The 22,792-nt window shown below is 61.2% G+C and carries 21 protein-coding genes; 12 read left to right on the plus strand and 9 right to left on the minus strand.

The window, feature by feature from the left end; all coding sequences use genetic code 11:
- Nucleotides 1-62 precede the first annotated feature (62 nt).
- Nucleotides 63-1,004 carry a radical SAM protein gene (locus FD715_RS03705; RefSeq protein ID WP_147105441.1) on the plus strand — a complete coding sequence of 314 codons (942 nt, stop codon included), beginning with the start codon at nucleotides 63-65 and terminating at the stop codon, nucleotides 1,002-1,004.
- Between the two features lie 3 nt (nucleotides 1,005-1,007).
- Here the strand turns inward: FD715_RS03705 and FD715_RS03710 are convergent, their stop codons facing one another.
- A complete protein-coding gene (locus tag FD715_RS03710; protein ID WP_147105444.1) occupies nucleotides 1,008-1,277 on the minus strand; it encodes an usg protein in 270 nt (89 codons plus the stop codon).
- Between the two features lie 191 nt (nucleotides 1,278-1,468).
- Here FD715_RS03710 and gyrA point away from each other — a divergent pair, with 191 nt between their 5' ends.
- Nucleotides 1,469-4,210, plus strand: a complete 2,742-nt coding sequence (gene gyrA, locus FD715_RS03715) for a DNA gyrase subunit A (RefSeq protein ID WP_223274722.1) — start codon at nucleotides 1,469-1,471, stop codon at nucleotides 4,208-4,210.
- A 2-nt stretch (nucleotides 4,211-4,212) separates the two neighbouring features.
- Here gyrA and FD715_RS03720 read toward each other — a convergent pair whose 3' ends face one another.
- The 4 genes from FD715_RS03720 to FD715_RS03735 form a co-directional block, all read right to left on the minus strand.
- A complete protein-coding gene (locus FD715_RS03720; RefSeq protein WP_223274723.1) occupies nucleotides 4,213-5,838 on the minus strand; it encodes a hypothetical protein in 1,626 nt (541 codons plus the stop codon).
- A gap of 92 nt (nucleotides 5,839-5,930) precedes the next feature.
- Nucleotides 5,931-7,406 (minus strand): carboxypeptidase M32, encoded by a 1,476-nt coding sequence (locus FD715_RS03725; RefSeq protein ID WP_147105449.1) that lies wholly within the window; start codon nucleotides 7,404-7,406, stop codon nucleotides 5,931-5,933.
- Nucleotides 7,406-8,551: a heme A synthase gene (gene ctaA / locus FD715_RS03730; RefSeq protein WP_147105452.1), complete on the minus strand. Its 1,146-nt coding sequence runs from the start codon at nucleotides 8,549-8,551 to the stop codon at nucleotides 7,406-7,408. The genes FD715_RS03725 and ctaA overlap by 1 nt, the downstream gene beginning before the upstream one ends.
- Before the next feature lie 59 nt (nucleotides 8,552-8,610).
- Nucleotides 8,611-9,339: an RNA methyltransferase gene (locus FD715_RS03735; RefSeq protein ID WP_147105454.1), complete on the minus strand. Its 729-nt coding sequence runs from the start codon at nucleotides 9,337-9,339 to the stop codon at nucleotides 8,611-8,613.
- Between the two features lie 137 nt (nucleotides 9,340-9,476).
- On the opposite strand from FD715_RS03735, the gene FD715_RS03740 reads away from it, so the two are divergent.
- Nucleotides 9,477-10,091, plus strand: a complete 615-nt coding sequence (locus FD715_RS03740; RefSeq protein ID WP_147105456.1) for a thiamine phosphate synthase — start codon at nucleotides 9,477-9,479, stop codon at nucleotides 10,089-10,091.
- Here FD715_RS03740 and FD715_RS03745 read toward each other — a convergent pair.
- Nucleotides 10,088-11,281: a HupE/UreJ family protein gene (locus FD715_RS03745; RefSeq protein WP_147105459.1), complete on the minus strand. Its 1,194-nt coding sequence runs from the start codon at nucleotides 11,279-11,281 to the stop codon at nucleotides 10,088-10,090. The two genes, FD715_RS03740 and FD715_RS03745, sit on opposite strands and share 4 nt — an antisense overlap.
- Here FD715_RS03745 and FD715_RS03750 point away from each other — a divergent pair.
- The 4 genes from FD715_RS03750 to FD715_RS03765 all read left to right on the plus strand — a co-directional run bounded on the left by FD715_RS03750 (nucleotide 11,280) and on the right by FD715_RS03765 (nucleotide 14,758).
- Nucleotides 11,280-12,083, plus strand: coding sequence for a DUF4198 domain-containing protein (locus FD715_RS03750; RefSeq protein ID WP_147105462.1), 804 nt, complete (start codon nucleotides 11,280-11,282; stop codon nucleotides 12,081-12,083). The genes FD715_RS03745 and FD715_RS03750 overlap by 2 nt on opposite strands.
- Before the next feature lie 45 nt (nucleotides 12,084-12,128).
- On the plus strand, nucleotides 12,129-13,022 hold the full coding sequence (locus tag FD715_RS03755) for a PfkB family carbohydrate kinase (protein WP_147105465.1): 894 nt from the start codon (nucleotides 12,129-12,131) through the stop codon (nucleotides 13,020-13,022).
- Nucleotides 13,019-13,939, plus strand: a complete 921-nt coding sequence (locus FD715_RS03760) for a pseudouridine-5'-phosphate glycosidase (protein WP_147105468.1) — start codon at nucleotides 13,019-13,021, stop codon at nucleotides 13,937-13,939. The genes FD715_RS03755 and FD715_RS03760 overlap by 4 nt, the downstream gene beginning before the upstream one ends.
- A gap of 72 nt (nucleotides 13,940-14,011) precedes the next feature.
- On the plus strand, nucleotides 14,012-14,758 hold the full coding sequence (locus tag FD715_RS03765; RefSeq protein WP_147105471.1) for a DUF502 domain-containing protein: 747 nt from the start codon (nucleotides 14,012-14,014) through the stop codon (nucleotides 14,756-14,758).
- A gap of 55 nt (nucleotides 14,759-14,813) precedes the next feature.
- On the opposite strand, the gene FD715_RS03770 is transcribed toward FD715_RS03765, so the two are convergent.
- Nucleotides 14,814-15,845, minus strand: a complete 1,032-nt coding sequence (locus FD715_RS03770; protein WP_147105474.1) for a patatin-like phospholipase family protein — start codon at nucleotides 15,843-15,845, stop codon at nucleotides 14,814-14,816.
- A 72-nt stretch (nucleotides 15,846-15,917) separates the two neighbouring features.
- Nucleotides 15,918-16,703, minus strand: a complete 786-nt coding sequence (locus FD715_RS03775) for a 3-hydroxybutyrate dehydrogenase (RefSeq protein WP_147105479.1) — start codon at nucleotides 16,701-16,703, stop codon at nucleotides 15,918-15,920.
- Nucleotides 16,704-17,103: 400 nt separating this feature from the next.
- On the opposite strand from FD715_RS03775, the gene FD715_RS03780 reads away from it, so the two are divergent.
- The 3 genes from FD715_RS03780 (at nucleotide 17,104) to FD715_RS03790 (ending at nucleotide 19,828) form a co-directional block, all read left to right on the plus strand.
- Entirely contained in the window at nucleotides 17,104-18,837 is a 1,734-nt protein-coding gene (locus FD715_RS03780; protein WP_147105482.1) for an extracellular solute-binding protein, read from the plus strand.
- 1 nt (nucleotide 18,838) lies between these two features.
- Nucleotides 18,839-19,495: an MIP/aquaporin family protein gene (locus FD715_RS03785; protein ID WP_147105485.1), complete on the plus strand. Its 657-nt coding sequence runs from the start codon at nucleotides 18,839-18,841 to the stop codon at nucleotides 19,493-19,495.
- Between the two features lie 114 nt (nucleotides 19,496-19,609).
- Nucleotides 19,610-19,828 (plus strand): hypothetical protein, encoded by a 219-nt coding sequence (locus FD715_RS03790; RefSeq protein WP_147105488.1) that lies wholly within the window; start codon nucleotides 19,610-19,612, stop codon nucleotides 19,826-19,828.
- Nucleotides 19,829-19,833: 5 nt separating this feature from the next.
- Here FD715_RS03790 and FD715_RS03795 read toward each other — a convergent pair whose 3' ends face one another.
- The gene (locus tag FD715_RS03795) at nucleotides 19,834-20,457 is read right to left on the minus strand and encodes a helix-turn-helix domain-containing protein (protein ID WP_147105491.1); all 624 of its coding nucleotides are present in this window, start codon (nucleotides 20,455-20,457) and stop codon (nucleotides 19,834-19,836) included.
- A 44-nt stretch (nucleotides 20,458-20,501) separates the two neighbouring features.
- On the opposite strand from FD715_RS03795, the gene FD715_RS03800 reads away from it, so the two are divergent.
- Both FD715_RS03800 and FD715_RS03805 read left to right on the plus strand, forming a co-directional pair.
- The gene (locus tag FD715_RS03800; RefSeq protein ID WP_147105494.1) at nucleotides 20,502-22,022 is read left to right on the plus strand and encodes a class I adenylate-forming enzyme family protein; all 1,521 of its coding nucleotides are present in this window, start codon (nucleotides 20,502-20,504) and stop codon (nucleotides 22,020-22,022) included.
- Between the two features lie 2 nt (nucleotides 22,023-22,024).
- Entirely contained in the window at nucleotides 22,025-22,669 is a 645-nt protein-coding gene (locus FD715_RS03805) for a DsbA family oxidoreductase (protein ID WP_147105497.1), read from the plus strand.
- Nucleotides 22,670-22,792 lie beyond the last annotated feature (123 nt).

A 22,792-nucleotide genomic window follows, 5' to 3' on the forward strand; every position in this document is an offset into this window, starting at 1 on the left:
ACTTGCTCCTGCGGGTCTTACCTCTAACCTCCGACGACAAAACGAAGAATGGACCGCACGCGATGAAAGACCTGGCCAACCTTGGCAAATTCCAGGACCCCGACTTTACCGCCAAGGGCGAGCCGCGGGCCAAGGTCTCTCTGACCCATCCTGAAACGCTGTGGTTCAACACCGGCACGCTCTGCAACATTGCCTGCGCCAACTGCTACATCGAAAGCTCGCCCACCAACGACGCGCTGGAATACATGACCGCGGACGAGGTCACGGGCTTTCTCGACCAGCTTGAAGAGCGTCAATGGAACGTGCGTGAAATTGGCTTCACCGGGGGCGAGCCCTTCATGAACCCCGAATTCCTCGACATGGTCGAACGGTCGCTCGCGCGCGGCTATGACGTGCTGATCCTCACCAACGCCATGGCCCCGATGATGCGGCCAAAGATCAAGGCAGGCATCGTCCCGCTGGTGGAAAAATACGGCGACAAGCTCACCTTCCGCATCTCCCTCGACCATCACGCCGCTGCCGTCCACGACACAGAACGCGGCGTCGGCACCTTCGCCAGGACCTTGCGGGGCATCGACTGGCTCGCCTCCATCGGCGCACGGCTCGCCGTGGCGGGCCGCATCGAAATGGCAGAAAGCGAGGCCGAAGCCCGCGACGGCTACGCCGCCCTCTACACCAAACACGGCTGGAACATCGACGCGCAAGATCCCGGTATGACCGTCCTCTTCCCCGAAATGGACGACACGGTCGAAGTGCCCGAAATCACCACCGCCTGCTGGGGCATCCTGAACAAGCACCCCGACGCGGTGATGTGCTCCTCCTCCCGCATGGTGGTCAAACGCAAAGGGGCGGCAGCCCCCGCCGTTCTGGCCTGTACCCTCCTGCCCTACGACCCGCAATTCGAACTGGGGACAACGCTGGAACAGGCCGAATCCGAAGTGTCCCTCAACCACCCCCATTGCGCCAAGTTCTGCGTTCTGGGCGGCGCCTCCTGTTCCGCCTGAGTATCACTGCAGGGTGAATTCACCCGTCACGTTGCGCCATTCTCCAGGCGCGATCATTTTTCGGTGGGTGAAGCGCACCGAATGCAACGCCCCTTCGATCTCTGCCCGCCAGAAATCGATGAACTTGAACAGCCGCGGATGATCAGGGGCGAGGTCATAGTCCTGCCAGATGAACGTGTTCAGGACATGGGTATAATCCGGCATGTGGTAAAACATCTCCGCCGTGGTCAGCCCATATCCTTTCAGCATCAATTCGGTCTCGGTTTCAGCCATAACGCACCTCTTTTTTCTGCTCTCAGGCCAGCAGAGCCGATTGGCCCTTAATATTCAATGAAAACAGCGTTCTAGCACCGATCCGGGCCGAGTGCTAACAACCACCTGCCCACAAGCATTGCACCTTATCTGTGGTTTCTGATAGAACCACACGCAAGATATAGAGCACGCGACAGAACGGGCAGAGCCACGTGAACGACACGCCACAACCCCCTGAAAATGATGATGAAATGCGGCCCGAGCGGCCCGAATACGATGGCCCCTCGGTCTCCATCGAAGCCGAAATGCGCACGTCCTATCTGGACTACGCTATGTCGGTCATCGTCTCCCGCGCCATTCCCGATCTGCGCGACGGCCTAAAACCTGTGCACCGGCGCATCCTTTATGCGATGCATGAGACTGGCAATACGCACGACAAATCCTATCGCAAGTCCGCGCGCCCGGTTGGAGACGTCATGGGGAAGTACCACCCACATGGCGACAGCGCGATTTACGACGCACTGGTGCGCATGGCGCAAGACTTTTCCATGTCGCTGCCCTTGCTCGACGGTCAGGGCAACTTTGGCTCCATGGACGGCGACAACCCGGCCGCCATGCGCTACACCGAAGTGCGGATGGACAAACCGGCCGCCTTCGTCCTTGCAGATATCGACAAGGACACGGTCGATTTTCAAGACAACTACGACGGCAAAGACCGCGAACCAACGGTTCTGCCCGCCCGCTTCCCCAACATGCTGGTCAATGGCGCGGGCGGCATCGCCGTCGGCATGGCGACCAACATCCCGCCCCACAACCTGGGCGAAGTGGTCGATGCCTGTCTCGCATTGATCGAAGATCCAGACCTGTCGTCCGAGGCGCTGATTGATTATGTGCCCGGCCCCGACTTTCCGACAGGCGGCATTATGCTGGGCCGTTCCGGTGCACGGAAAGCGTATCTTGAAGGGCGCGGAAGCGTTATTGTCCGCTCCAAAACCCGCGTCGAAGAGCTGCGCAAAGATCGCTACGCGATCATCATCGACGAGATTCCTTACCAGGTGAACAAGGCCACGATGATCGAACGGATCGCCGAAGCCGCGCGCGAAAAACGCATCGAAGGGATCAGCCACGTTCAGGACGAATCCGACCGCAATGGCGTCCGCGTGGTCATCGAGTTGAAGCGCGACGCGACTGCAGAAGTCGTGCTTAACCAACTCTTCCGCTTCACGCCGATGCAGACGTCATTCGGTTGCAACATGCTTGCGCTGAACGGCGGACGACCAGAGCAGCTCACACTGCGCCGCTTCCTGACGTCCTTCCTGGATTTCCGCGAAGAAGTTGTCATCCGCCGCACCGCGTTTGACCTGCGCAAGGCGCGCGACCGGTCGCATATCCTATGCGGTCTGGCAGTTGCTGTGTCCAACGTCGACGAAGTGGTCGCCACCATCCGCGCCTCTGCTGACGCGGCAGAGGCACGCGCCAAGCTGATGGAACGCCGCTGGCCTGCCGCCGAGATTGAAAGCTATCTGCGCCTGATCGACGATCCGCTGTCGAAAATGCACGATGACGGCACCTACAATCTGACCGAAGTCCAGGCCCGCGCCATCCTTGATCTGCGTCTTCAACGCCTGACCCAGATCGGGGTCAAGGAGGTCACGGACGAACTTGAAGAACTCGCCGCAAAGATCAAGGAATACTTGGAGATTCTCGGGTCGCGCGAACGCATCATGGGCATCATCTCGGACGAATTGACCGAGGTGAAGGACCAGTTCGCCGTGCCCCGCCGCACCGAGATCGTCGACTGGTCCGGCGACATGGAAGACGAGGACCTGATCGAGCGCGAGGATATGGTCGTGACCGTCACCTCCGGCGGCTATATCAAGCGCACGCCGCTTGCCGACTTCCGTAGCCAAAAGCGCGGCGGCAAGGGTGTGTCGGGTATGCAGACCAAGGAAGAGGATGTGATCACCACCCTCTTCGTGGCCAACACGCACACCCAGCTTCTGTTCTTTACGACCGACGGTATGGTCTACAAGCTCAAGACCTGGCGCCTGCCGCAAGGGGGGCGGACCTCCAAGGGCAAGGCCATCGTCAACATCCTGCCGATCCCGCAAGGGGTCAGCATCGCCGCCATCATGCCGGTGGATCGCGATGAAAAAGAGTGGGACGACCTGCAGGTGGTCTTTGCCACGTCGGCAGGAACGGTCCGGCGCAACAAGCTCAGCGACTTCACCAATGTCATGCGCAACGGCAAAATTGCGATGAAGTTCGAAGATGAGCACGCCGACACGACCCTCATCAACGCTCGGATTGCGTCAAACGACGACGACGTGATGCTTGTCACCAACTCCGGTCGCGCCATCCGCTTTCCGGCCACAGACGTGCGGGTGTTCAACAGCCGGTCGTCGGTCGGGGTGCGGGGCATCAAGCTAAACGGATCGGACAAGGTTGTCTCCATGTCCATCATCCGCCACTTCGATGCGACCAGCGAGGAACGGACAGCCTATCTGAAAATGCGTCGCGCCATGGCAGGCATCGCCGACGACAGCGAGGCAGACGAGGACGAGGCACCCGCCGATCCGAACTTCTCGAACGCGCGCTATGTCGAGATGTCGGCGGCAGAAAACTTGGTGCTGACGATCACGTCGCAAGGCGCCGGTAAGCTCAGTTCGTCGCATGACTATCCGGTGCGCGGACGCGGCGGCCTTGGGGTGACCGCAATGGACAAGGCCATGCGCGGCGGCGAAATTGTCGCCTCCTTCCCGGTGGAGTTGGACGACCAGATCATGCTGGCCACGTCCAAAGGTCAGTCGATCCGCGTGCCCGTGGATGGCATCAGTTTCCGCTCCCGCAGCGCTGGCGGTGTGCGGGTGTTCAACACCGGTAAAGGCGAAGAAGTTGTCAGCGTAGCGTGGATCGCCGATCAGGGCGACGCGGACGCAGACGACGAAAGCTGAGCCTACTTCAACGGCTGCAATACATCCTCCAACGGGATCGGCGTGTACCAAAGCGCGTCGATCTTGGCATGACGGATCGCGTCACATTGGCGTGCATCGCGCGCCATATTGACGACAATGGCATGACTTTCATCCATCAATGGCACCTCTTCGGCACAGCGTGGGAAATGGTCCGCCTCATGGGTGCAGATACCGGACCGCAGTCGTTCGGCACGCACAAACGGGCACAGAATGTCCGTGGCCAGATCAACGCCATCCGTGGCTGCAACCCACTGTAGGCCCGCAGGGTTATCTTCCGCCTCATGGTACATTTGAAGCTGTCGCGTCTTGAACAGCAGGTATAGATCCAGCGCCAGCACGACGTCATCCGCATAGACGATGGCGTTAATCTGCGCGTCCTCGAAGGCGAAGTACTGCGCGACATCGCCACTGATATGCACCTGCGCGTACTTATGCCAGAGGTCGCCGGAATATGGAGACGCGTACAGCCTGCGGATGGAAAAGTCGCGCTTTTGCTGCATCAGGGCCGTCAGCCGGGCCGCCTTTTCCGCCTCCGTTTCACCAATGCCGGCGCGCTGTGTTCTGACCCTGCCATCGTCAAGCACAGTGCTGACCCAGGGCAGTTCGTATTGCGACGATTCCACCATGTCCAAAAGGTGCGGATTGAACGGATCCATCTCGAGGAATGCTTTGCTGCGTTCCAGATGCGCGCGACGTGTCTTGTGGACCATGTAGCGGCGCTGTTTGTACACACCGATGAAGTTGTCAAAAGCTGACGCCCACCGATCAAGGTCCATTAACCCGTACAGGTCCGGTTCCATCGTGACAAAGGTCTGCTCCATCCAATCAAGCTGAGCGTCGGTCAATGCATCGGGTTGAAAATTGTTGATCAGGTTCAAAAGCCGATAGTCGACCATGACCGGGTTGTCCGGATTGTAGTCCGGCCAATCGGCAAGATCGCTGTTGCGCGTATCGCCATAAGCTGTATGGCCGTACATCAGACACTGCGTCACAGTTTCCTCGGAAATGCGCCCGGCATAGTCCTCACAAAACGGCTCGAACGCGGCTGGCCCATGCCGCCCGACAAAGGGAAAAGCGCGCTGGATCGTGCCCCAGTTCGGATGGGTGTCCATAACCCGGTTCACAGCGCTGATCGGATCCCCGACATCGCGATCATAGCCGTACATTCGGATCACCGCGTCCGATGCAGGGATCAGATCCGGTGCGGCGGCGTAAGCGAAGCGTGCGTGCTGGGTCGCCTCCAAGCGCATGTCATCCGCCGCCATCGCAGCCCAGCCGTTGCGCCCAGCACCGACGTTTTGTGCCGCGTTCCACAAGCTCCAAGCCCGCGCGATGCGGGCATAGGGATTGCCGGTGTCTTCTGACACCCACTCTTTTACAAACGCCGTCGTTTTGGGATGGCTGCGCGACAAAACGATAAAGAGATCGCGTATGTCGTCCGCGCTGAGGGTGCCGTTCAAAAACTCACGGTGAGAGGCGTCGACAAGTACATGCACCGCCTCCGAGCGCCCCTCGAGAACGAGATCGAAGAGTGCCCTCTCCCGGGATGTTTCAGCCAGTGACGCCGTGGACCAGAGAAACAGTAAAAGACAATAAAAAACGCGCATTTATAGAACCCCGAATGCTATCCAGGGTAGCATCAGGATGCTTTGCGACGCCTTGCAGCCCGCACTGTGACCTTAGTGTGGCACGCGTCGATCTAAAGCGCGTAGAGGGCGCCGAACTTGTCTTTGAGATAGCCCAAGAGCGGCTCAGGTCCCGGTGCCCTGCCACTCGCGTGCTCGATCACCTCGCGCGGCTCGTAGAGACCGCCGTGGACCTGCAGGTTGTCCCGCAGCCATCCAGTTGCTGCCGACGTGTCGCCTTGCGCCAATTGCGCATCCAAGTCCGGAACCGCAGCGCGCAATGCGTCGTGCAAACATCCGGCGTAGACATTGCCCAATGAGTAGGTCGGGAAATAGCCGAACAGGCCAACGGACCAATGCACATCCTGCAGCACTCCGTTTGACGGCATGTCGACCGCATACCCGAAATCCGCTTCGAACCGGTCATTCCACGCCGCTTCCAGATCGCCGACGGTAAGGTCGCCTGACATCAGCGCTCGCTCCAGATCAAAGCGCAGAAGCACATGAAGGTTGTACTGCACCTCATCCGCTTCGGTCCGGATGTAGCCATTCGACACGCGATTGACAGCTGCATAGAACGCGTCTTCATCCGCGATCCCGAAATCACCGAACGCATCCCGCATCTGCCCGTAAAGCCAGCCGGTAAACGCACGGCTGCGCCCCAACTGGTTCTCGTAAATCCGGCTCTGGCTTTCGTGCACGCCCATTGACACACCGCGCCCCAACGGGCTCAGCAGGTAGGCGTCGTCGATGTTCTGCTCGTAACAGGCGTGCCCGACCTCGTGGATCGTTGAGTAAAAGCAATTGAACGGATCATCCGGGTTTGTGCGTGTGGTGATGCGTACGTCATTGCCGGACCCGGATGAGAACGGATGCACGGCCTTGTCGATGCGCCCGTGCACCAGATCATAGCCAAATGTCTTGGCCAGCAGCGTACTGAGTTTCAATTGCGCCACTTCATCGAACGGCCCGGTCACGCCCGCAGGCGCTGGTTTTTCGAGAATGGCGGCACGCAATTCGGTCAGCGCCGGGCGCAACGCTCCAAACATCGCTTCGAGATCGGCGCTGGTCGTACCGGGTTCATAGTCCTCGAGCATGGCGTCATAGATGTCGCCGCCATTGGCCAGCGCCGCCCCTTCTTCGCGCTTCAGCGCAATGACTTCGGCCAAGACCGGCGCAAAGGCTGCGTAATCATCAGCCTCGCGCGCCTCAGCCCATTTGCCTTGGGCGTTGGACGTCACACGCGCGATCTGTGCCGCCAGATTTGCAGGCACCTTGGAGGCGCGATCGTAGCTGCGCTTGATCTCGCGCAGCTTGGCTGCATCCACAGCACCCAGGGCGCCTGCGTCAATTGCCGCCAGCCAGTCACCCACCTTGGGATCCGTGCGGCGCGCGTGCAGCACACTTTCCATTGCCGCCATCTCTTCGCCCCGTTGCGCGGCCGCACCACGGGGCATCATCGTCTCCTGGTCCCAACCCAGACGCCCGGCCACCTGGCCCAAGGCCTGCGTGGTGTGGTCGTGGGCGAGAAGGTCGTCAAAGGCACTCATCACGCGGTCCCCCGGATGGATATTGCAATTGGGTAGGCCGCGAGAAAGCGCGCCCGCAGGATCAGCGCCCAGAGGATAACGGCCAGAAACTGGTGCAAGATCGCAATTTGCCATGGGGCACCATAGAGGACGGTGACGATCCCCAGCACAATTTGCAGGCTCATTGCCGCGAAAACCGCGTTGAAGGCAAAGCGCGTATTGGCATGGGCGGACTTGCGCCCGCGCAGCCAGACCACGACGGCAAAAATTGCCAGCAGATATCCCGTCACCCGGTGGATGAACTGCACGAGGCCGGGGCTTTCAAAGAAGTTCCGCCACCACGGCTCGAAAACAAAGGCGGTCGCAGGAAACACCTGCCCGCCCATGAGCGGCCAGTCCGTATAGGTCCGCCCGGCGTCAATGCCCGCCACCAGTGCACCGATAAGGATCTGGAGAAATGCAAAGTGCATCAGGCCGGTGGACATCGAAAAGAGCTTCGCCTCTTTGTCCCGCCGCGCCTGCATCAGATCACGCTCGGGGCGGCCCAGAAGGTAGGTGTACCAGGCAATGAAGCCCAGAATGACAAAGGCCAAACCCAGATGGGTGGCCAGCCGATAGCTCGCGACATCGAGCATGCCTTCGCCCTGCGTCACGCCACTGGCGACCATCCACCAGCCAATTGCGCCCTGCAGCCCGCCAAGTACACCCAGGCCCAGCAGACGCGGTGTCCAACCGGCCGGGATCTGGCGGCGGATCAGGAACCAGAAGAAACCAATGGCCCATACAAGGCCGATCACCCGGCCAAGCTGCCGGTGCCCCCATTCCCACCAATAGATAACCTTGAAGTCGGCCATGGTCATCCAGGCGTTCTGCAGCCGAAACTCGTCGATCTGCTGGTAGAGGGCGAATTCCGCCTCCCAGTCCGCCTGGTTCAGTGGCGGGATGGCCCCGGTAAAGGGCCGCCATTCCGTGATGGACAGCCCGCTGTCGGTCAGCCGGGTCAGACCGCCCACGGCAATCATCACGACCACGAGGGCAAACAGCATCATCAGCCACACGCGGATCGCGCCGCGCGCGCCACCTCTACCCCTGTCTATCACCCCGGTCTCAACCACCTGCTTTTCAGTGGTCCCAACCTCTTCGAAAATACTACGGTTCTTTGCCATCTTGGCTCCGGTCTACACTCACCGCGCAACCTATGTCTGCCGCACGGGGTCGTCCATAGTCACTGGCGGCTGGCCCAGCGGACCATCTGACGCAGCATGCCGTGCAGGGTCTGCACATCTGCGCGGGTCAGAGGCATCCGGCTCCAGAAATTGCGCAGGTTCATCTTCATGCTGGGGGCCTTGTGCTCGGGGAAGAAAAACCCCGCCTGCTCCAACCGCTCCTCGAAATGCCGCGCGAGGTGCTCGATTTCGTTGCCGTCGGCCCATTCGGTGCCCGCCATCTCGGTCACGCGATGCTCAATCTCGGCACTGGCACGCCGCCACTCATAGCCGACCAGCAGCACACATTGCGCCAAGTTCAGAGACGGAAATTCAGGGTTCACCGGCACAGTAATCAGCGCGTTGGCTTGCGCCAGATCCTCGTTCTCCAGCCCAGCCCGCTCCGGCCCGAACATCACGGCGACATGCTGGCCTTCTGCGATGCGACGTGCGGCGTCTTGCATGGCGGCTTCGGGGCTCAGCACATCCTTGGTCATATCGCGCATCCGGGCCGTCGTAGCATAGACATAGGTGCAGTCACTGACGCTGCCTGCCACATCCGGGTGCACCGTTGCGGCATCCAGCACCCGCCCCGCGCCGCTGGCCATCGCCACTGCTGCAGGATTGGGCCAGCCGTCACGTGGGTCCACGATGCGCATCCGGTCCACGCCAAAATTCAGCATCGCGCGGGCAGCCGCTCCGATGTTCTCGCCCATCTGGGGGCGCGTCAGCACAAATGTCGGTGTCATGGCGCGCCGTCTACCGCGACACAGAACGCCCGACAATCCCCTTCCCTGTTTCAAAAAAATCCCCGCCGGAGGCATAAATCTTTTCAAGCACTGCCTTTTCCGGCTAGAGCGACTCCCAGAACAAAGGACACCCCAGAATGAGTGCACCCGAGCAGCCGCAGATCTACCTCATCACCCCGCCTGTCTTTGAGCTCTCCGTGTTCCCAGGACAGCTGAACGCCGTGCTCGAAGCACACGACGTGGCGTGCATTCGACTGGCCCTGGCTACGCGGGAAGAGGACCGGATGTCACGGGCCGCCGACGCATGCCGCGAAGTGGCCCATGCCCATGACGTCGCGCTTGTTCTGAACGATCACGTCAGCCTTGCCGAACGGCTGGGCCTTGATGGCGTGCATCTCAGCGATGCCGCCAAATCGGTGCGCGACGCCCGCAAGGCCCTGGGGCCGGACGCAATCGTGGGCAGCTTTTGCAGCACCTCGCGGCATGATGGCATGACGGCCGGTGAAGCGGGCGCCGACTACATCGCCTTCGGCCCGCTCACCGGCATGGCGGACGAGGCAACGGCCGAGGACGACCTTTTTGCCTGGTGGTCCGAGATGATCGAAGTGCCCGTGGTGGCCGAGGGCGGCCTGACGCTCGACACAGTCAAGCGCCTTGCCCCAATCACTGACTTTTTCGGCGTTGGCGAAGAAATCTGGGGCGACGACGACCCAGCCGCCGCCCTCGCCCGCCTAATGGACCCGATCGGTTAAAGCAGCGTCCGCTCGATCACCCAGTAGATCGCAATCACCGCAATCAGCAGCGAACCGGTCAGTGACCAGGCCCGGAACATCACATTGTAATCGGTGATCGTCTCTTCCTGCCCTTCAAGGTCAGACATCCGCGCCGCCCGCACGCCCAGCCACAACAGGATCGCCGCGAGCGCGATGACTGTCAGCTGCCCAATCTCGACTCCGACATTGAAGCCGATCAGCGCCGGGATAAACTGACCCTCGGGCAAGCCGAACTCGCCCAGGACCGAGGCAAAACCAAGCCCGTGCAGCAAACCAAAGCCAAAGATGATCGCAGGCCGCCACGGGTTCAGCCCACGGGCAAAGATGTTTTCGATGGCCACATAGACAATGGATGCTGCAATCAAAGGCTCCACAATGCTGCCCGGCAGCTTGACGATGCCAAGCGCACCAAGCGCAAGGGTGACCGTGTGCGCAAGGGTAAAGGCCGTGACCTGCCACAACAGGGGCGCCAGCCGCGTTGACAGAAAAAACAGGCCCAGCACAAACAGGATATGATCGAGCCCTTTGGGCAGGATGTGGTCGAAACCAACCGGGATATACGCACCAAAGGTCTGCCAGCCAGAGGCGGCATTGCCACCGGCCAAGGCAATCGGACCACTAGCCTCTCCACCGGATACAAGCCCGGTATAGGGCGCCTCGACCCCCTGCTGCCGCAGGATCAGATCGCCCGCACCTTGGGGCCAGGCCACTTCGACAGCATCTGTCCCCGCGGGGACAGATCCGGTCAACACGATGTCCGTGATCCGCGCAAGCTCTGCATTGGCCACCTGCTGGACATTCACATCGTCGATGGCCATGGGCACCGCCGCTGCACCCGCCGCCACCAGCGGGACGTTGTTCATCGCGTCGACAAGATCAGGCACCCGCGCCGCGACCGCCGCGCCACTCAGGGCGCGCAGAACGTCGTAATCGGCGGCATTCTCTGCATCGTCCGTGTCCGAGATGGCATCCAGGTCGATCCCGGACAGCTGTGCTTCGACGTTCACTTTCAACTCAAGCCGGACGTTGCCGTCTGACACAGTCAGATCCGCAATGGTCGGCACAACCTCGTGCGCGGCCGCCATACTGGCCCAGACGCCCCAGCAAACAGTTGACAACACTGCCCAAAGCCGCAGCTTGAAAGGCACTCGAAAAAAGGCAGCACTCATGTTTCTCACCCGCTTAGTCGTCGTGCTTTGGTGCGCCATATGCGCCACAATCGCAACCGCCCATGAGTTCTGGATCGAACCGGAGCGCTTTCAAGTGCCCCCATCGGCACAGGTCGTGGCGCACCTCAAGAACGGAGAAGAGTTTGAGGGCGTGAACCTCGCATACTTCGAGAAGCGTATCGCGCGGTTTGATGTGGTGATCGGCGACACCGTGCGCCCCGTGCAAGCCCGTATGGGCGACAGTCCAGCCCTGGACGTGCCCGGACCAGTCGGCGGGCTTGTGATCGTGGTGCACGAAACCGAACCTTCACTTCTGACCTACCGGGATTGGGCAAAATTCCAGAAATTCGCAGATCACAAGGATTTCCCGGACATTTCGGACCACCACGCGGCCAACGGTTTCCCCGACCCGCCTTTCAAGGAACGTTATACGCGCCATGCCAAGGCGTTGGTCGCGGTGGGCGAAGGCGTCGGTCTCGACCGCGCGCTTGGCCTGAAAACCGAATTCATCGCGCTGACAAACCCGTATGAGCCCTCTTTCGATGGCACCATGCGTGTGCAGCTCACGCTGGACGGTGAAGCTCGAACCGATGCGCAGGTCGAAGTCTTTGATCGCGCGCCCGATGACAGCGTCACCGTGACCCTGCACCGCACGGATGACGCTGGTATCGCCGCGATCCCCGTCACCTCCGGACATGACTACCTGTTCGACGCGGTTGCACTCGCGCGCACGGCGGACGGCACGACTGACGCTGTCTGGGACACGTATTGGGCGGCGCTGACCTTTGGCGTACCGGAGTAACGGGCGCCCTTGCCTCTTTCCGCGCGCAGCGGCACAACACGGGCCATGAAACCTACGCCTGACATTCTGTGCATCGGATCGGTCCTCTGGGATGTGATTGGGCGTGCGCCGCTCGCGATGCGAAAAGGCTCCGACGTGCCGGGGCGGATCACGCGCCTGCCAGGCGGGGTTGCCATGAACATCGCGATGACGCTGGCGCGCTTCGGTTTGACGCCTGCCTTGCTCACAGCCATCGGCCGCGATGCCGAAGGGGACGAGTTGATTGCCGCCTGCACCGCGCGCGGCATGATCACCGACACCGTGTACCGCTCCGAAGACCTGCCAACCGACCAGTACATGGCCGTTGAGGGCGCCAACGGGTTGATTGCCGCCATCGCAGACGCACACTCGCTGGAAAGCGCGGGCGCAAAGATCCTGCGCCCCCTGACCGACGGAACGCTTGCGACGCCGGAGGCGCCCTATGCGGGCTTGGCTGCGCTGGACGGGAACCTGACGCTTGACCTGCTGAACAAGATCGCCACCAGCCCCGTGCTGGCGCAGGCAGATTTGCGCGTCGCGCCGGCCTCGCCGGGCAAGGCCGAACGGCTGAGCCCGTTTCTCAACCACAACCGCGGCACGCTTTACGTGAACATCGAAGAGGCCGGGCTTTTGTGTCAGCGCGGGTTCGACAATTCGGTCGAGGCCGCGGACGGGCTGCTTGCACGCGGCGCCGCGCGGGTCCTGGTCACCGACGGCGGCAAAACCGCGACCGAAGGATCGGTCGAAGGGCTGGTCAGTGAAACACCACCGCAGGTCCTCGTCACCCGTATAACGGGCGCGGGCGACACCTTTATGGCCGCCCATATCGCTGCCGAGCTGCGCGGCGCCAATCGCGCCGACGCCCTGCACGCCGCACTTGAGGCGGCCGCCATCTATGTTTCAGGAAAGACGCCCACATGACGCTCTTCACCCCTTCACCCGACGTGGCGGCCGCGCTGCAAGACGGCACACCCGTGGTCGCGCTGGAAAGCACGATCATCACTCACGGCATGCCCTTTCCGCAGAACCTTGAAGTCGCACGGCGGGTCGAGGGTGACATCCGCGCGGGCGGCGCCGTGCCAGCCACGATGGCGGTGATCGACGGGGTGCTGCACGCGGGCCTCACGGACCCGCAGCTTGAAAGTCTGGCGCAGTCCAAAAACGTGGCCAAGCTCAGCCGCGCCGACATGGCGGTGTGCATGTCGAGCGGCGGCACGGGGGCCACGACGGTGGCCGCCACGATGATCGCCGCGCGCATTGCTGGTATTTCCGTTTTCGCCACCGGCGGCATCGGCGGCGTGCATAAGGGGGCGGAGCACAGCTTTGATATCTCCGCCGACTTGCTGGAACTGGCGCAAACGCCCGTCACTGTGGTGGCCGCCGGGGCCAAGGCAATCCTCGACATCCCCAAGACACTAGAAGTGCTGGAAACGCAAGGCGTGCCGGTCATTGCCTATGGTCAGGACGACATGCCCGCCTTCTGGTCGCGCAGCGCCGGTATCCCTGCGCCGCTGCGCATGGACACTGCCGCAGACATTGCCGGGGCCCATGTCCAGCGCACGGCCATGGGCCTGCCTGGCGGACAACTGGTGGTAAATCCGATCCCGGAGGCAGACGAGATTGACCGCGCGTCCCTCGCCCCAATCATCGCGCAGGCCACTCAGGATGCCGACACGCACGGGATCAGCGGCAAGGGCGTGACGCCCTACCTTCTGCAACGCATCTTTGAGCTGACAAATGGACGCTCGCTGACTGCGAACATCGCCCTTGTGCGCAACAATGCCCGGCTCGCCGCGCAAATCGCCGCCGAATTGGGCACGCAAACACGCCATGCCTGAACAAAGGGCACAAAGCATTGTAGTGCCGAAAGCGTTGCCTTACGTAACCTGTGAAGATGTGCCGGGACCACGATGAATACCCCATTTGACCCAGAAACGCCCCGGCGCCCCGGATTGTTTTCCCGGCTGCGCGCTTCGTTTTTGACCGGTATTGTCGTGATCGCCCCCGTCGGGCTGACCGTATGGCTGATCTGGACGGTGATCGGTTGGGTCGACGGCTTTGTCTGGCCGCTTGTCCCTTCGGCTTGGCAGCCCGATGCCCTGGTCAATTACTGGCTGAACCACCCGCGCTTTATCGACCAGAACGGAACGCGTGTCCCGAACCCCGACTGGATCAATGTGAACGTGCGCGGCGTGGGCGTGATCGTTTTCCTGCTGTTCACCGTATTCGTGGGCTGGATCGCGAAAGGATTCATCGGACGGTCGTTGATCCGCTGGGCGGAAAGCCTCGTAGAGCGGACGCCGGTTGTCCGGTCGATCTATTCCGGGATCAAGCAGATCTCGGAGACGATCTTTGCCCAATCCGAACGGTCTTTTGAGAAGGCGTGTCTGATCGAGTATCCACGCAAAGGGATCTGGGCCATCGGTTTTATCTCGACCACGGCCAAGGGCGAGATCAGCGATCGGGCGGGCAGCACCGGGGCGTTGCTCAGCATATTTGTGCCCACGACCCCGAACCCGACATCGGGCTTCCTGCTGTTCTTTCCGGCGGAAGACGTCATGGAATTGGACATGACCGTCGAGGACGCGGCGAAACTGGTGATCTCCGCGGGACTTGTTTATCCCAACGGCAAGGATCCGACGAAGCCGAAGTCGTGACACACCAAGATTTTGTACAAAAATCTTGCCAAAATCCGGTTCGGATTTTTGGGCCCTAGCCGAACATCTCGCGCAAGTTGACGCTGTCGCAGATGCCGATCTGATCGAAATGTGTATCCAGGAACTGCCTGGCCGCCCGTGCGCCTGCGTCGCGCAGCCTGCCCATGACAAAGCCGTTTGGCACGACTTTGGTTGCGACACTCAGATCGTTCATGAGCGCGTCATCGGCGATCATGTGCATATTGATCCGCCGCATCTGCCCTTCCTTGATCGTGCCCTCATCAATAAGGCGCTTCACAAACGAGATCGCCCGCATCTCGCGCAGCAGCGACGAGTTGAAACTGATCTCGTTGATCCGGTTCTGAATTTGTTGTGGCGTGCGCGGAAGGTGCTCGCGTTCGAGCGGGTTGACATTGATGACCACGATGTCATCCGGCAGCGACGCGTCAAAGAGCGGAAAGAGCGCTGGATTACCGGTATAGCCGCCGTCCCAAAACTCTTCCTCCTGTCCGGTCTCGTCATCATGGATCGCAACGGCCTGAAACAGCGTCGGCAGACAGGCGGACGCCATAATCACATCCGGTGTCACCTCTGCCTGTTTGAACACGCGCAGCTTGCCGTTGCGCACCCGTGTTGCGTTGATAAAGAGTTGCGGGCCGTCGTCACAGCACACCTTCTCCATGTTGAACTTTGACACGATGTCGGTGAGCGGATTGCGGTAGAACGGTCCGTAGCTATAGGGCGACACCATGCGCCCGACTGCGTCGCCAATGGCGTAAGGCAGCGAGTATTCCAGCGCTTGAGACACCTGGGCAGGTCCAAATGGCGCCATCCAAGTCGCCATGCGCATGTCCTGCACACCCGCAACCTGGTCCCACAACCAATCCAGGTTGGCGCGCGCGTCCGGCTCACCGCCGAGCGCGAGGCCTGCCTTTATCGCCGCACCGTTCAGCGCGCCTGCAGATGTGCCGGACACGCCCGCAATCTCGATCCGGTCATCGGCTAGCAACACGTCCAGCGCGCCCCAGGTGAAGGCACCGTGTGCGCCGCCTCCCTGCAGGGCCACGTTGATCTTTTTGCGCATCATAAGCTGACCTCAGGACTGAATGGAGGGTGCGGGAGCCTCCGGCGGCGGTTTATTTGGCGAAATGAAGGTGGATCAGAGCGCGGTCCAGCCGCCGTCCACGCTGATTGTCGTACCAGTGATCTGGTCGGCGGCGGACGAACAAAGGAAGACCGCAGTTCCGCCCATCTGCTCGGTGGTTGCGAACTCCTTGGAGGGCTGGCGCTTGAGCATGACGTTCTTGATCACCTCCTCACGTCCCATGTCGTATTCCTTCATCGTGTCTGGGATCTGGCTTTCGACAAGCGGCGTCAGCACATATCCGGGACAGATAGCGTTGGCCGTGATCGGTTCTTCGGCCGTTTCCAGCGCCGTGGTCTTGGTCAGGCCGACGATGCCGTGTTTGGCCGCGATATAGGCGGACTTGTACGGTGACGCCGTCAGGCCATGGGCAGAAGAGACGTTGATGACCCGACCCCAGCCCGCGTCTCGCATCATCGGGAGCGCAGCAGCCGTGGTGTGAAAGGCGGAACTGAGATTGATCGCGATGATGGCGTCCCACTTCTCGACCGGGAACTCGGGGATGCCTGCGACGTGCTGGATGCCTGCGTTGTTGATCAGGATGTCACAGGCGCCCGCCTGTTCGACCAGCGCGCGGCATTCATCGCCCTTGGACATGTCCGCTTTGATATAGCGTGCGTTCGTGCCCGTCTCATCCGCGATCTCCTTGGCGATGGCGTGGTCTTCGTCGGTGTCGCTGAACGAGTTCAAAACGACGTCGGCCCCCGCGCGGGCAAGTTCCCACGCCATGCCCAGACCGATGCCCGAGTTCGAGCCCGTAATGACGGCCGTCTTGCCGCCCAGAGAGATTTCAAAAGCCATTGCGAAGGTCCTTTCGTCAGAGCTGTGCACATCCTGTCATGCTGCACCTGCGAAAGGAATGGTTCTCACCGTAGAACGGTTGCGCGCGAGCCAAAAAAAACGCCAGCACGAAGCTGGCGTTAAGTTATTGAGGCAGGTTTCATACAGGCAAGAAACCTATCGAGCAGTGACTTCGTTATACGCAAACCCGCCCGAAGAGTCCAAGCTAAAAGTTTGATAATGCGTAAATGTCCGGGGGCCGCTATTGTTAACAAAACAAGGGCAATCGAGGATTGTTTACAAAATGAGCAGGCATTTTTTCCAAAGAGCGCACATCCAAAAACACGCCATGTGGGCGATTCTCGCGGGCCTTGTTGGCGTGTCCGCAATGGCACAAGCAGAGCCACGACATGGCATAGCTATGTATGGAGACCCTGCCCTGCCACCGGATTTTGTGGCCCTTCCGCACGCGAATCCCGACGCGCCCAAGGGTGGCACCATCACGCTTGCCAATACCGGCAGCTTCGATTCGCTCAATCCCTACATCCAGAAAGGCAACGTGCCCTGGCAGTTGCGCTTCCTGACACATGAAAGCCTGATGGGTCGCAACCGCAATGAACCCTTCGCGCTTTACGGTCTGTTGGCCGAATCGATTGAGACCGATCCCGACCGCACTTGGGTTGAATTCACCCTGCGCGAAGGTGCTACCTTTTCCGATGGCAGCCCGGTGACTGTCGAAGATGTGCTGTGGTCCTACGAGACCCTCGGCACGCAAGGACACGGGCGGTATCGCAGCCTGTGGTCGCAGATCGAAACGATGGAGCAGACCGGACCGCGCAGAATCCGCTTCACCTTCAACTCAGAAAACCGCGAACTGGCCTTGCTGGCCGGGATGCGGCCCATCCTGCAAAAGGCGCAGTGGGAGGGGCGGGATTTCGCAAACGCGTCAATCAATGAGGTCCCGATCGGGTCCGGCCCCTATGTCGTCAGCGATTTCGAGGCTGCGCGGTCTGTCACTCTGACCCGCAACCCCGACTATTGGGGAAACGACCTGAGTTTTCGCCGCGGCACGTTCAATTTCGACGAGATCACCATCGACTTCTACGGCGACGGTGACGTGGTCGGCGAAGCATTCAAGGCAGGCGACGTATCTGCCGTACGTGAATTCAACGCCGAGAACTGGACCAACGGGTACGACTTTCCGCGTGTGCAATCGGGCGACGTGATCAAAACCGAAGTGGAGCACCAAAAGCCGTCAGGCATCACCGGCTTTGTGATGAACACACGCCGCGCGCCTTTTGATGACTGGCGCGTGCGCGAGGCGCTGATCACCGCCTTCAACTTCGAATACATCAACGACACGCTGACCGGCGGGGCGCAGCCGCGCATCACCTCATACTTCTCGAACTCGCCGCTGGCGATGGAACAAGGTGCTGCCAAGGGCCGCGTGGCCGAACTGCTGGCGCCGTTCAACGGCAGGCTGCTGCCAGGGGTGATGGAGGGCTACGCACTCCCCGAAAGCGACGGATCGCTGCGCAACCGCAAGGGCCTGCGCCGCGCCATCGGCCTTTTGGAAGAGGCCGGGTGGACCACCCAGGACGGCAAGATGCGCAATGCCGACGGACAGGCGATGACCTTTACCATCCTGCTGGATCAGCAACGGACCGAAGACCGCGCCATCGCCGATCTTTACATTCAGGCGCTGGAACGTCTTGGCATTGACGTGAACATCGATCTGGTCGACGGCGCCCAGTTTACGGCGCGCGAAGATACATTTGACTTTGACATGACCTATCACCGCCGTGCGCTATCACTCAGCCCCGGCAACGAACAGTGGTTCTATTGGGGGTCTGCGGCGGCGGAACAGGAAGGCTCGGCCAACCTGATGGGGGCAGAAGACCCAGCAATTGACGCGATGATCACCGCAATGCTGACCGCCACGAGCCAAGAAGACAGCCTCGCGGCCACCCGCGCGCTCGACCGTTTGCTGACGGCCGGTCGCTATGTGGTGCCCTTCTGGCAATTCACGACGGGTCGCATCGCACATGTATCCGAGATGCAGCACCCGGATGTGATCCCGCTTTATGGTGATGGACCGGACTGGATGCCCCAGTTCTGGTGGTGGGACGCGAACGCGCAGCAAACGGACGGGTAAGATGATCCAGAAACTCTGGGCCGAGGGGCTAGGCACTGCCTTGCTTCTTGTGGGCGTGGTCGGCTCGGGCATCATGGGCGAGGCACTGGCGGACGGGAACGTGGCCATCGCCTTGCTCGCAAACGCCATTGCGACGGGTTGCATGCTTTACGTGATCATCACGGTACTCGGACCCATTTCGGGCGCGCATTTCAATCCGGCGGTGACCCTCGCCTTTTTCGTTCGGCGCGAGATGTCTGCCCATCTGGCGCTGCTTTACGTCGTGGTGCAGGTCGCTGGCGGGATACTGGGCGTCTGGGCGACGCATGCCATGTTTGACCTGCCGATTCTGCAAGGGTCGACCACCATGCACCGCACCGGGATCGCGCAATGGTGGTCAGAGGCAATTGCAACCTATGGTTTGCTTTTTGTCATTTTCGGTGGGTTGCGCAGCCGTCCGGAGGCGGTACCTACGCTGGTTGCACTATACATAACAGGTGCCTACTGGTTCACGGCGTCGACCAGTTTCGCGAACCCTGCCGTGACGATAGCACGTGGATTTTCTGACACGTTTGCAGGTATTTACCCTGGTCACGCACCCGCGTTCATCGCGTTTCAGCTGGCGGCTGTGGTTGTCGCACATGCGACCTTACGTCGGCTGTTTGCGGTCAAAGGTTGATCTGTCAAGAAAATGCAATATTGTTTGCCGCGTGGTGGATGTCTGACCCGCTGTGGGAGGCGGAAGCGGACATGCGTTCAGCACATCGGACAAGCCGCAACCTCGGGGGTACGCATGAACTGGAATGACCTGACCCGCAACTGGGCGGAAAACTACCGTGCGCTTCGACAAGAATTCCCACAACTCGAACCCAGCGCGATGCCGTTTCTCAAGGCAGATCAGGACCGGTTCGAAAGCTATTTGGCAGCCACGCACGACATGTCTCTGAAAGAGGCCCAGGACGCCTTTGACGCCTTTCTGTCGCGCCACGCCAAGGAGCTGCGCACCGCCTGACACCCTCAGGCGAGGGACGTGACCCACAGGATCAGCGCGTCCTCATCCGTGACGGAAACGACATTGTGCCCCATCGTGGCATCATAATAGGCGCTGTCACCACGCCGCATGTCGACGGGTTCGTAAAACTCGGTATAGAGGCGAATACCCCCGGTCAGCACATACAGGAACTCTTCGCCGTCGTGCCGTACCCAGCCGTCAAATTCGTCCATAGACCGCGCACGCACTCGGGCGCGGTAGGGCAGCATCTGTTTCTTGGTCAGCGTCTCTGCCAGCAACTCGTGTTCGTATGTAACAGTGGCCTGCGCGTTGCCCTGCCCGGACTGCGTCACGACCATGCGCCCGTTGATCTGCCCCTTTTCCGGCGGCGTGAACAGCTGCGGAACGCTGATCTCAAGCCCCACGGCCAGCTTCTTGAGCGCCTCATAGGTCGGCGACATCTGCCCGTTTTCGATCTTCGACAGGGTCGAGCGGGCAAGACCCGCCTGGCTGGCCGCCTGTTCCAGGGTCCAGTCGCGCGCCTTGCGCAATTCGCGCACGCGCGCGCCCAGATCAAGCGGTTCCGCGGTCTCATCCCGGCCCGTAGAGCGGGCGATCTGGATCAGTGTTTTGGGGTCTTTGCCTTGCATGACGACCTCTATAGGACGCGTGGTGCAACCATGCAACGCCGCCCATGCTGAGCGTTGTGCACAGCGCGCCCTTACAGCCCTGCCCCAGCCCGTTCAATATGGCGGCCCATGTGCTGGCCCACGCGGATGCGATACCGGACAAGATCGCCGTTTCGGTGGTAGACGGCGCGCGCGCCGACACACTCAGCTATAGCGCCTTAAAGCGTGCCGTCCTTGGCACCGGCGGCGGATTGCTCGCCACAGGCTGTGTGCCCGGCGATATCGTGCTGCTGCGGCTGGGCAATACCATCGACTTTCCCATCGCCTATCTCGGCGCTCTGGCTGCAGGGCTCGTACCGGTGCCGACCTCTGCGGCGCTGACCGAACCGGAGGTGGCGCAGATCGTCGCCGATCTGGAGCCCCGGCTGATCCTGCGAGATCCCGATGTCGCCTCCGCGCCCGGTGCGCCGGAAATCGGGCCCGCGACCCTGGCCGCTCTGCGCAGCCATCCCCCCGCCGACTGGCACATGGGAGATCCCGACCGTCTGGGATACATCATCTACACGTCTGGCACCTCGGGCCAGCCCCGCGCGGTCGCCCATGCCCACCGCGCCATCTGGGCCCGTCAGATGATGCATGAGGGCTGGTATGGGCTGCGCCCTGACGACAGGCTAATGCATGCAGGCGCCTTCAATTGGACCTATACCCTTGGGACGGGGCTGATGGACCCATGGTCAATCGGGGCAACCGCGCTGATCCCCACGCCCGGAACAACACCAGACGCTCTTGGCGATCTCCTATCCCAGCACTGTGCGACAATTTTCGCCGCCGCACCAGGGGTTTATCGCCAGATGCTCGCGCGCGCCGATATGCCGGACCTGCCCCGCCTCCGCCACGGTCTCAGCGCCGGGGAAAAACTACCGGACACCACGCTGACCGCGTGGCGCAGCGCCACCGGCACCGACATCTTCGAAGCCTACGGGATGTCGGAATGCTCCACCTTCATCTCCTCCAGCCCTGCGCATCCCGCCAAACACGGCGCGCTTGGACAGCCGCAAACCGGGCGGCACATCGCCATCCTGGCCGACGGCGCACCGACGCCGCGCGGCGCGCCTGGCACCATCGCCGTCCACCGTTCCGACCCCGGCCTGATGCGCGAATACCTGAATGCGCCCGATGAAACCGCTGCCAGGTTTGCAGGCGACTGGTTCCTCACAGGCGACATGGGCGTCATGGATGAGGACGGTCAGATCACCTATCTGGGCCGCGACGACGACATGATGAACGCGGGCGGCTACCGCGTGTCCCCGATCGAGGTCGAAGCGGCGTTGGCCGACGCGCCAGGCATCACCGGGGTGGGCGCCACGCAGATCGAGGTCAAGAAAGGCGTCTACATCATTGCGGCCTTCTACACAGCGGCGGCCCCACTGGACGAGGACAGCTTGCGTGCCTATGTCGAGCCGAAGCTGGCGCAATACAAACACCCCCGCGCCTATGTTCACGTGCCGATGCTGCCCGCGGGCGCAAATGGCAAGCTGGTCCGGCGGCGTCTGCCCCTGTTCTGGCCCAAACAAACGAAAGCCTGACAATGCCAGACCCCATCAAACTCGACATCATGTCCGATCCGATCTGCCCTTGGTGTTATATCGGCAAGGCGCATCTGGACCGTGCGCTTGAGGCGAACCCGGACCACCCATTTGTGATTGAATGGCATCCGTTCCAGCTGAACCCCGACATGCCTGCCGAAGGCATGGACCGCCGCGCGTACCTTGAGGCGAAGTTCGGCGGCAAGGACGGCGCGGTCCGGGCCTATGCGCCTGTTATCGAAAACGCCGAAAAGGCCGGGCTCAAGATCGACTTCGAAGGGATGGAGCGCACACCCAACACGATGGACGCGCACCGGCTGATCCACTGGGCCGGGATTGAGGGCAAGCAGACGGCGGCAGTGTCCGCTCTGTTCAAGGCCTACTTCGTTGATGCCCGAGACATCGGCGACCATGAGGTGCTGGCAGATATCGCGGACAGCATAGCCATGGATGCCAGCGTAGTTCTCCGCCTGCTCGCCTCGGATGCGGACAAAGAGGACATCGCAGCGCGCGACGCGCACAGCCGTCAGATGGGAATCGGGTCTGTCCCGACCTTTATCGTCGCCAATCAACACGCCGTGCCGGGTGCTCAGCCGCCCGAGCTCTGGTCAAAGGTCATCGAAGAGCTGCGGCAGGGCGCGGCCTAACGCACACAAATGATCACAATTTAACCATTTGGTCGGATTTCAACCTTAAGTCGTTGCCAATCTCAATCTGCAACGGCAATGTGCTGCGCAATAGCGTCACTTAGCCGAGCAAAGCCAAGCACA

Source organism: Tateyamaria sp. syn59 (genome assembly GCF_007995245.1).
GTDB lineage: Bacteria > Pseudomonadota > Alphaproteobacteria > Rhodobacterales > Rhodobacteraceae > Tateyamaria.